Genomic DNA, 7461 nt, shown 5'->3' with positions numbered 1-7461 from the left:
GAAAAATGGGCCTCCGAAACGAAGGCCTACATCAAATGGGAATGCCAGGATGCATGACCCGCTCTCAGCAGAATTTCCAGACCTCAGGTTGCTCAATCTCGGACAAACCCGCGCCGTGGGACAATCTGGTGATCGAAGGCGACAACTTCGACGCGCTGCGTTGGCTGCGGATGACCCATGCGGGCCGGGTGAAGTGCATCTACATCGACCCGCCCTACAACACCGGCAACAAGGATTGGGTCTACAACGACAGCTACATGGACAAGGAGGACCGCTTCCGCCAGTCCACTTGGCTGGAGTTTCTCTATCGCCGCCTGACGCTGGCGCGGGACTTGCTGGCCGAAGACGGGGTGCTACTGGTGTCGATCAATGACGACCAGCGGGCGTTACTGGAACTGATGATGGATGAGGCGCTGCCCGGAAGCAAAACCGGCTCGTTCGTTTGGCGAACACGGACCGGGGGCAACGAAGGCGGCAGTCACTTCTTCACAGGCAACCACGAGTACGTTCTGGCATATGCGAAACCGTCGTTTAAGTTTTTCGGCACAGAAAAGACCCTCGAACTCTACAATCAATACGACCCCCTGCACGACGATTGGTTTCAGCCAGACAATATGGCGCAATCCAAAACACGGATCGAACGCCCGAACTCATATTTTCCACTCGAAGACCCGGAGACAGGGATTTGGTATCCGTGCAATCCTGATGGTGTTTGGCGGTTTGTATCCGAGAAGCTATCGAGCGGGGCACGCGGAAAAACGATAGAGCAACTAATCAGAGAAAGACGGGTGCGCTTCCCGGCGGAGCAACGAGTGGAAGTCTGGGAAACGAAGGAAGAACTACACAATGCGATTGATCGGGGCGAGGTGCCAACAAGTGGAAGATCACCACTTCTTAGGCATGACCTACCCGATATAGATGAATGGGTTGGGAGAAAGGTTGGCTTTGGCACGCCAAGATACAAGCGCTTCAAGAGCCAACTTCGCACTCCCACCCAACCGTTGTCTAGCTGGATCACACCGAAGGCCGAGAAAGACACGATAAAGGAAGAAAGCAACACCATTATCTCTGGGACGAATGATGAAGGTGCAAAAGCAGTAAAGTCCATTTTCGGGTCCAAAGCCTTCAACTACGCCAAGCCCGTCTCCCTGATCCGCGAACTGGTCCGACAGTCCACCGACCCGGACGATCTGGTGTTGGACTTCTTCGCAGGGTCCGCCACCACCGCCCAAGCGGTCATGGAACTCAACGCCGAGGACGGCGGCAGTCGCCGCTTCATCATGGTGTCGTCCACCGAGGCCACAGAGGAAGACCCCGGCAAGAACCTCTGCCGGGACGTAACCGCTGAGCGCATCCGCCTGCTCAACGCCAGTGATGACCCAAAATATAACGACCTCGCCGCAGGTTTCGCCTATCTGCGCACCCACGAGATCGCATTTGAAGACCTCGACTATGACCTTCAACCCGCCGATGCCTGGGCCGCTCTGGAAGCCATGCACGACTTGCCGCTGACCGTCTATGACACGCAAGCGGCGTGGAACCTGCACGAAGGCGTGACAACCGCGCTGGTGCTGGTGGACCGCTTCGACCCCGGCTTGCTGCAATGGCTGCAAGGCCGCGACCGGCAGAACCTGTTCGTCTATGCGTGGGCACCGGGCCAGATCGCGCAGCATCTCGACGGCACCCATGTGGACATTCGCCCCGTCCGCGACACGCTGGTGAAGCGGTTCCAGCAATGAGTGAGCGCCTGTCACTTGCCGCCTACCAGACCCGCGCGGTGGACGCGCTGTCGGGCGTGATCCACAAGGTGGCAGAGTTGCACGACCGCGACCCGGCGCACCGGCAGAGCATCGCCCTGAAAAGCGGCGTGACGCTCCTGCAAAGCCCCACGGGATCGGGCAAGACGCTGGTGCTGGGCCGGGTGCTGGAAGGGCTGCGCGGCGCGCTGAGCCGCCCCGTGGTGTGGCTCTGGTTCGCGCCCTATTCCGGGCTGGTGACACAAACGCGCGAGGCTCTGGTGGCGCAATGCGGCGGTCTGCGCGTCCGCGACGTGGCCAAGGACCGGGAACCCAATGGCACCCGCGACGGCGATGTGTTCATCCAGACATGGGCGACGGTCGCCGCCAGCAACAAGGATGCCCGCAAGGTCCGCCGCACGTCCGAGGCGGCGTTGTCCTTTGACGACCTGATCGCGTCGTGGCGGAACGCGGGGTTCTTCGTGGGCGTGGTGATCGACGAGGCGCATTTGAACTTCGGGGCGTCGGCCAAGGTCGCGGCGGGCTTCTACCTCGACCATATCCAGCCCGATTTCACGATCCTCGCCACCGCCACGCCAAGCGACGAGAAGCTGGAAGCATTCGAGCGTACCGCCGGGATCGAAGTGGCCAGCCGCGTTGTCGTGCCCCGCGCCGAGGTGGTCGAAGCCGGGTTGAACAAGGTGGGCCTCAAGCTGGGCGTGATCCGCTTTCGGGAAGGCGACCTCGACCTGATCGACCATGAACAGGCGACCTTGCAGGCCGGGTGGACGCAGCATTGCCGGGTGCGCGAACGGCTCAAGGAACATGGGCTGGCCGTGTCGCCCCTAATGCTGGTGCAGGTGGAGGACCAAGCCAAGGGTGCGGAAGACCCGGTAAAGCGGGTGCGGGACAAGCTGGTGGAGATCGGCGTCGATGACGCGGCCATTGCCACGCACACGTCCGGTCAACCTGACCCGGACTTTCACTCGCTGGCCTACGACCCCGACACCCATGTGCTGATCTTCAAGGTGGCCGTAGCGACGGGCTTTGACGCGCCCCGCGCATGGACGCTGGTTTCCGTGCGCCCCAACCGGGGCCGCGACTTCGGTATGCAGATCGTGGGCCGCATCATGCGCGTGCATCCGTCCGTGCGCCCCATCCATGGGCAAGACGACCTGCTGGACAGCGGATATGTCCTGCTGACGGACCCAGACATGCAAGTGGGCCTTCAAGCGGCGGTGGACGAGTTGAAGGCGGTGCAGGAGAGTATCGACCTTATCACCGACAACCTCGATGTCTACGAGTTCGGGAATGCCGAAAAGCCAGTGGTTGCAGCGGAGACAACCCAAGCCAGCTACACACCTCGACCGCCTCAGGACGCGGACGACAGACAACAACGCCTAACCAACCTCATCGAACAAGGCGTCGTGAAGGCCGAAGTTCAAGAGATGGGCAACGACGAGCAAGACCGCGCTATCGTTGCAGGCGAGACTTGGCAGCACATGAGCAGCACGCCCCTCTTTGGCGACCTGCCAGAAAGTGCCAAGCCCGATACTTCGACACCGAAGCCCAAGCCGGAGTTTCGCCCCTACCCCATCCGCAAGGACTTGGACCTGCCCGAAGCACTGTTCCGAGAATTGCCGCCTGACCCGACGAAGCTGAACGACCTAGTGCAGGACATTGCAAAGGAGTTCTGTCGGGCAGCAGACGTCACTGGGCTCCTGCAGCGCAAGCTAACAAACGCGCACCTCGACCTACGGGACTTGTTCGCCGCAGAGGTGCAAGAGACAATCGACCTTCGGCTGCGACTGTCCAACGCAAGGGTCGCAGAGAAGGCACAACTCGCCTTCAACTTTAACGACGCTATCGACCCGCGACAGTTGAAGCGGGCACTGGTCGAAGAACTCCGGGCAATAGCTTACGAGAGAGGCTTTGACCCAGAAGAACGAGACCTCCGCCGCGCCATTGACCTTGCTGGGATGCTAGAACCGGAGAAACTGAAAGATGCCATCAAGACGGCACAAGCACGCAATGTTCGGGTCGACAATAGCGAACCCGTGCCCGAACAATACTTCGGACCAGACGGACTTAGCGAGGCAGAGAGGTCAGCATACGGGGTATTCCCCCACCGCCTGAACAAAGAGGAACAGGACTTTGCTGAGTTCCTAGACACTGACACTACAGGGACGGTCAAATGGTGGATGCGCAACCCAGAGAACGAGACTTGGGCAACGAGGCTTATACTTCCTTCTGGGCATAGGTTTTTCCCTGACTTCATCGTGGGCGTTAGTGGCCGAACCACGCCAGACACTATCGCGCTGGTCGAAATTAAAGACGATGGAGAGACTGGTCGGCTCCATTCGGACCGGAACACCGAGAAGATACGTGTTCAGCACCGCGAGTACCGCAATGTCTTCTGGACCTACCGCTCTTACGGTCGGTGGGAGAGGTTGAGGTATGCTGAGGGCCTGCACAAGATTGTCCCTGAGGACCTCTTTGACCTCAAGACGCTAGTCTACATCACCTAGGCAGCGACCCCGAGAAAAACCGACACATTTTTTCGAGCCCCCATCTACTACACGAGACATAGGCATTGCCCCCGTACCCTTGGCTGTAGGCGTGTGAACTCACCAGCCCATAGAGCAACCCTAATGGCCAGTCCTAGAGAGAAGAAAGGTCCGGCGTCATTGCCCCTACCGCGACCGACCGCGTTGACAAATCACCCCTAGGTGCGACACCAGTGTGACACGAAGTGCGACACACAACTCAACCTCGCACTCGATTGTTCAAGCCTGCCAGTGGCTTAGAAAAATGGTAGCGGGTCCGGTACTCGCCTCCAAATTATCCGGTTTCGTGTACCGCGCTTCCAGACGTGCCGTGCGCATCCTGGTCACTTTGTCGCGGCCGGGATTCTCCTGAGATTGTTTGCAGCGCTCCTGTTGCAGGGCCGCTCACGGATCAAGTGCTTGCGCGACGTGTTCGGCGATGGCCGGTGCGGCGGTCAGGCCGGGGCTCTCGATACCGAAAAGGTTGACCAGGCCCGGCAGGCCGTGATCCGCCACACCCTGGATCAGGAAATCGGCCAGCGGCGCGCCCGGGGCGCTCAGTTTCGGGCGGACCCCGGCGTAATCGGGAAAGAGCGCCCCGTCCGGCAGCCCGGGCCAGTAGCGCTGGATCGCGGTCTGGAACGCGTTGGCGCGCCCGGCGGGCACGTCATAGTCCAACTGCCCCGGCGTCGTATCGGGTGGCAGCCAGTCCACGTCCGGGCCAAAGCGTACCCGCCCGGCGAGGTCGATCGTCGCATGGACCCCCAGCCCGCCATCCACCGGCGCGGGATAGACGAGGTGCCGGAACGGCGCCCGGCCGCTCAAACCGAAATAGCAGCCCTTGGCGAACCGCAGGTGCGGGAGCGCGCTGTCCGGCAGCCCCGAGATACGCGCCGCGACCTGCACCGCGGAGAGTCCCGCGGCATTGACCAGCACGCGGGTCGTGATGCGGGCCGGATCGGCCCCGCCGGTGTGCAAGTGAAAGCCACCCGCATCCGGGTGGGCCTCTCGCAGCGGCGTGGCGGTAACGACATGCCCGCCCGCCTGCTCGATGTCACCCAGCAAGGCCAGCATATGGCCATGACTGTCGAAGATGCCGCTTTCCGGGGACCATAGCGCGCCGGTGACCCGTACCTCGGGTTCCATCCGCGCCACGGCCTCTTTGCCCAGCAGCTGCACCCCCTCGACATCGTTGTCGCGGGCGCGCGCGGCCAGCGCCTCGATCCGGGCCAGTTCCGGCTCGTCAGTGGCCACGACCAGCTTGCCGCATTTGTGATGGGCAATGCCCCGGCGGGCCAGATCATCATAGAGCATGCGCCGCCCGCGCAAGCAGAGCAGGTGCTTGAGACTGCCGGTGGGGTAGTAGAGTCCGGCGTGGATCACCTCGCTGTTGCGCGACGAGGTGCCCGCGCCCCATTGGTCGGCCGCCTCAAGCACCAGCGTGGGGCCGAGCGACCGCCCCAGGGCGGCGGCGCAGGCCAGCCCGATGGCCCCGCCCCCGATCACCACAGCTTCGAAATCGAACGCCAAGACTTGCCCTTTCCGTTTGCCCCGAACGTGGACAGGCTACGGGCCCAGTGCAAAGCCGTGGTCGAGTCAGTCCCCCGAAGCGGACGCCACCCGGCCTGCCAGCGCGGCGCATTCGCGGGCGTGGTAGTCCCGATCGCTCTCATCCGTCGCGGGCCCGCGCCCCAGAGTCCGGGCCAGATCGAAAAAGCCCTTGCCGGGCAGCGCGTCACGTCCCCGCCCCACGGCGCGGGCGGCAATGAAGGGCCGACCGGCCGCGGCATCGGCGCGCATTGTGGCCTCCAGCGCGGCGGTCACCCGCCGCACCGAACCGGGCTGCCACATCCCAAGCGCCCGGGCCAGGGCGCCATAGGTCACGGTTGTCGTCTCGCCCTCCAGCCCGGCCAGGTAGGCGCGCACTCGTTCGGAGAGGGCGCTTTCCTGCCCGGCGGCCTCATCTGCGGGGGCTGGGGGCGGGATCTCGCGGGCGCTGCCATCCTCGGCGATCTCGGCGGCCCAGGCGCGGGTGGGGCTGCGGATCACGATGCGGGTCTTGCCCGCATCCGCCCCCTCGCCGCTTTCGGTCACACCCACGACATCGCCGCGCTGCATGCCGGCGCGCAGCGTCTCGGGCGTCAGGCCCAGGCGGGGGCCGAGATAGGCAGGGTCCACACTGATCTGGCCATCCTCGCGGTCGATCACCCCGGGTGGCACGGGGCGGTTGAACACCGGGGACTTGCCGGTTTCATGGGTGTAGAAGGGGTTGGTGCCCTGGGCGTGGTCGGTGACATCGACAATATCGACGATCTGCGGCAGGGCGGCGTGCAGCATGCGTTCGACTCCGTCGCGCAGGGTCGCCGCCGAGGCCGCACAGCCCTGACACCCCCCGGACATGCGCAGGTAGACGGTGCCAGCCTCGACCCGCTCGGCCGAGATGTGCCCGCCATGCGCAGCAATGGCGGGGTTGACCTGGGTCTGCAACAACTCTTCGACCCGTTGCAACAAGGCGGTATCGGACCCGCGGTCCTCGGCCCCCTGCCCCAGTGGTGTTTCGGTGAAGTCCAGCACGGTGCGGATCGCCGCGGCGATGGCCGGTTTCAGACCGGCCCAGTCGGCCTCTTCGGTTTTCTGCACCCAGATCGTCGCGCCGCTCACCTCGACGCGGGCCACGCCGCTGATACCGAAAAGCGCCTTGGACAACGGCGCGTCCCCGGGGCCATCGAACCGCGCGGCGCGGCCCGGCTGCACCTCGGCGTCCAGCACGAAGCCCATGACCCGGGCATCGCTGGCCGACGCCTGGGCGCGGATACGGCGCTGCGTGGCCGCCTCAGACATCTTCCATCTCCGACCCCTGCATCGCGCGCAAGGCCTTGAAGGTGTAGATGCCGGTGTCATGCCCGTCGCTGAAGGCCAGGCCGAGCGCGTAATTGCCCACGCTCCAGACCCGGGTCAGGCTGATGTCCAGCGGCACGCTTGCCGGATCGAGCAATGGCTTGCCCGACATCTCGTCGCGGCACTTGGCGCAGGCGCAGGCAAGCCGCAGGTCACGGTCCGTCAGGCGCTGTTCGGCCCCGTCGGCCCAGCGCAGCATCAGCCCCGTGGCGTCGTGATCCAGCGCCGCCAGCCTGTTGGCCGGCCCGTCCGGCTGCGGTGCCACCGGCGCGGGCTGGCCG

Annotated in this window: 5 protein-coding genes; 2 read left to right on the top strand and 3 right to left on the bottom strand. The window is 63.8% G+C overall.

Annotation, left to right across the window (positions count from 1 at the left end; all coding sequences use genetic code 11):
• Together ACH107_RS27835 and ACH107_RS27830 are read left to right on the top strand one after the other, a co-directional pair.
• The coding region (locus ACH107_RS27835; protein ID WP_412508961.1) for a site-specific DNA-methyltransferase at nt 1–1739 on the top strand (1739 nt) is incomplete at its 5' end.
• Nucleotides 1736–4264, top strand: coding sequence for a DEAD/DEAH box helicase (locus ACH107_RS27830; protein ID WP_412508959.1), 2529 nt, complete (start codon nt 1736–1738; stop codon nt 4262–4264). The genes ACH107_RS27835 and ACH107_RS27830, both read left to right, overlap by 4 nt.
• A gap of 423 nt (nt 4265–4687) precedes the next feature.
• Here ACH107_RS27830 and ACH107_RS27825 read toward each other — a convergent pair whose 3' ends face one another.
• The 3 genes from ACH107_RS27825 to ACH107_RS27815 all read right to left on the bottom strand — a co-directional run.
• Nucleotides 4688–5812 carry an NAD(P)/FAD-dependent oxidoreductase gene (locus ACH107_RS27825; protein WP_412508957.1) on the bottom strand — a complete coding sequence of 375 codons (1125 nt, stop codon included), beginning with the start codon at nt 5810–5812 and terminating at the stop codon, nt 4688–4690.
• 66 nt (nt 5813–5878) lie between these two features.
• Complete coding sequence (locus tag ACH107_RS27820) at nt 5879–7123, bottom strand: DUF6522 family protein (protein ID WP_412508955.1); 1245 nt, start codon at nt 7121–7123, stop codon at nt 5879–5881.
• On the bottom strand, nt 7116–7461 hold a 346-nt coding region (locus tag ACH107_RS27815; RefSeq protein ID WP_412508953.1), incomplete at its 5' end, for a DUF971 domain-containing protein. The genes ACH107_RS27815 and ACH107_RS27820, both read right to left, overlap by 8 nt.

This window comes from Roseovarius halophilus (ex Wu et al. 2025) (assembly GCF_047086965.1).
The sequence above is the reverse complement of the archived record's forward strand: the minus strand, read 5'-3'. Positions and strand labels throughout refer to the sequence as shown.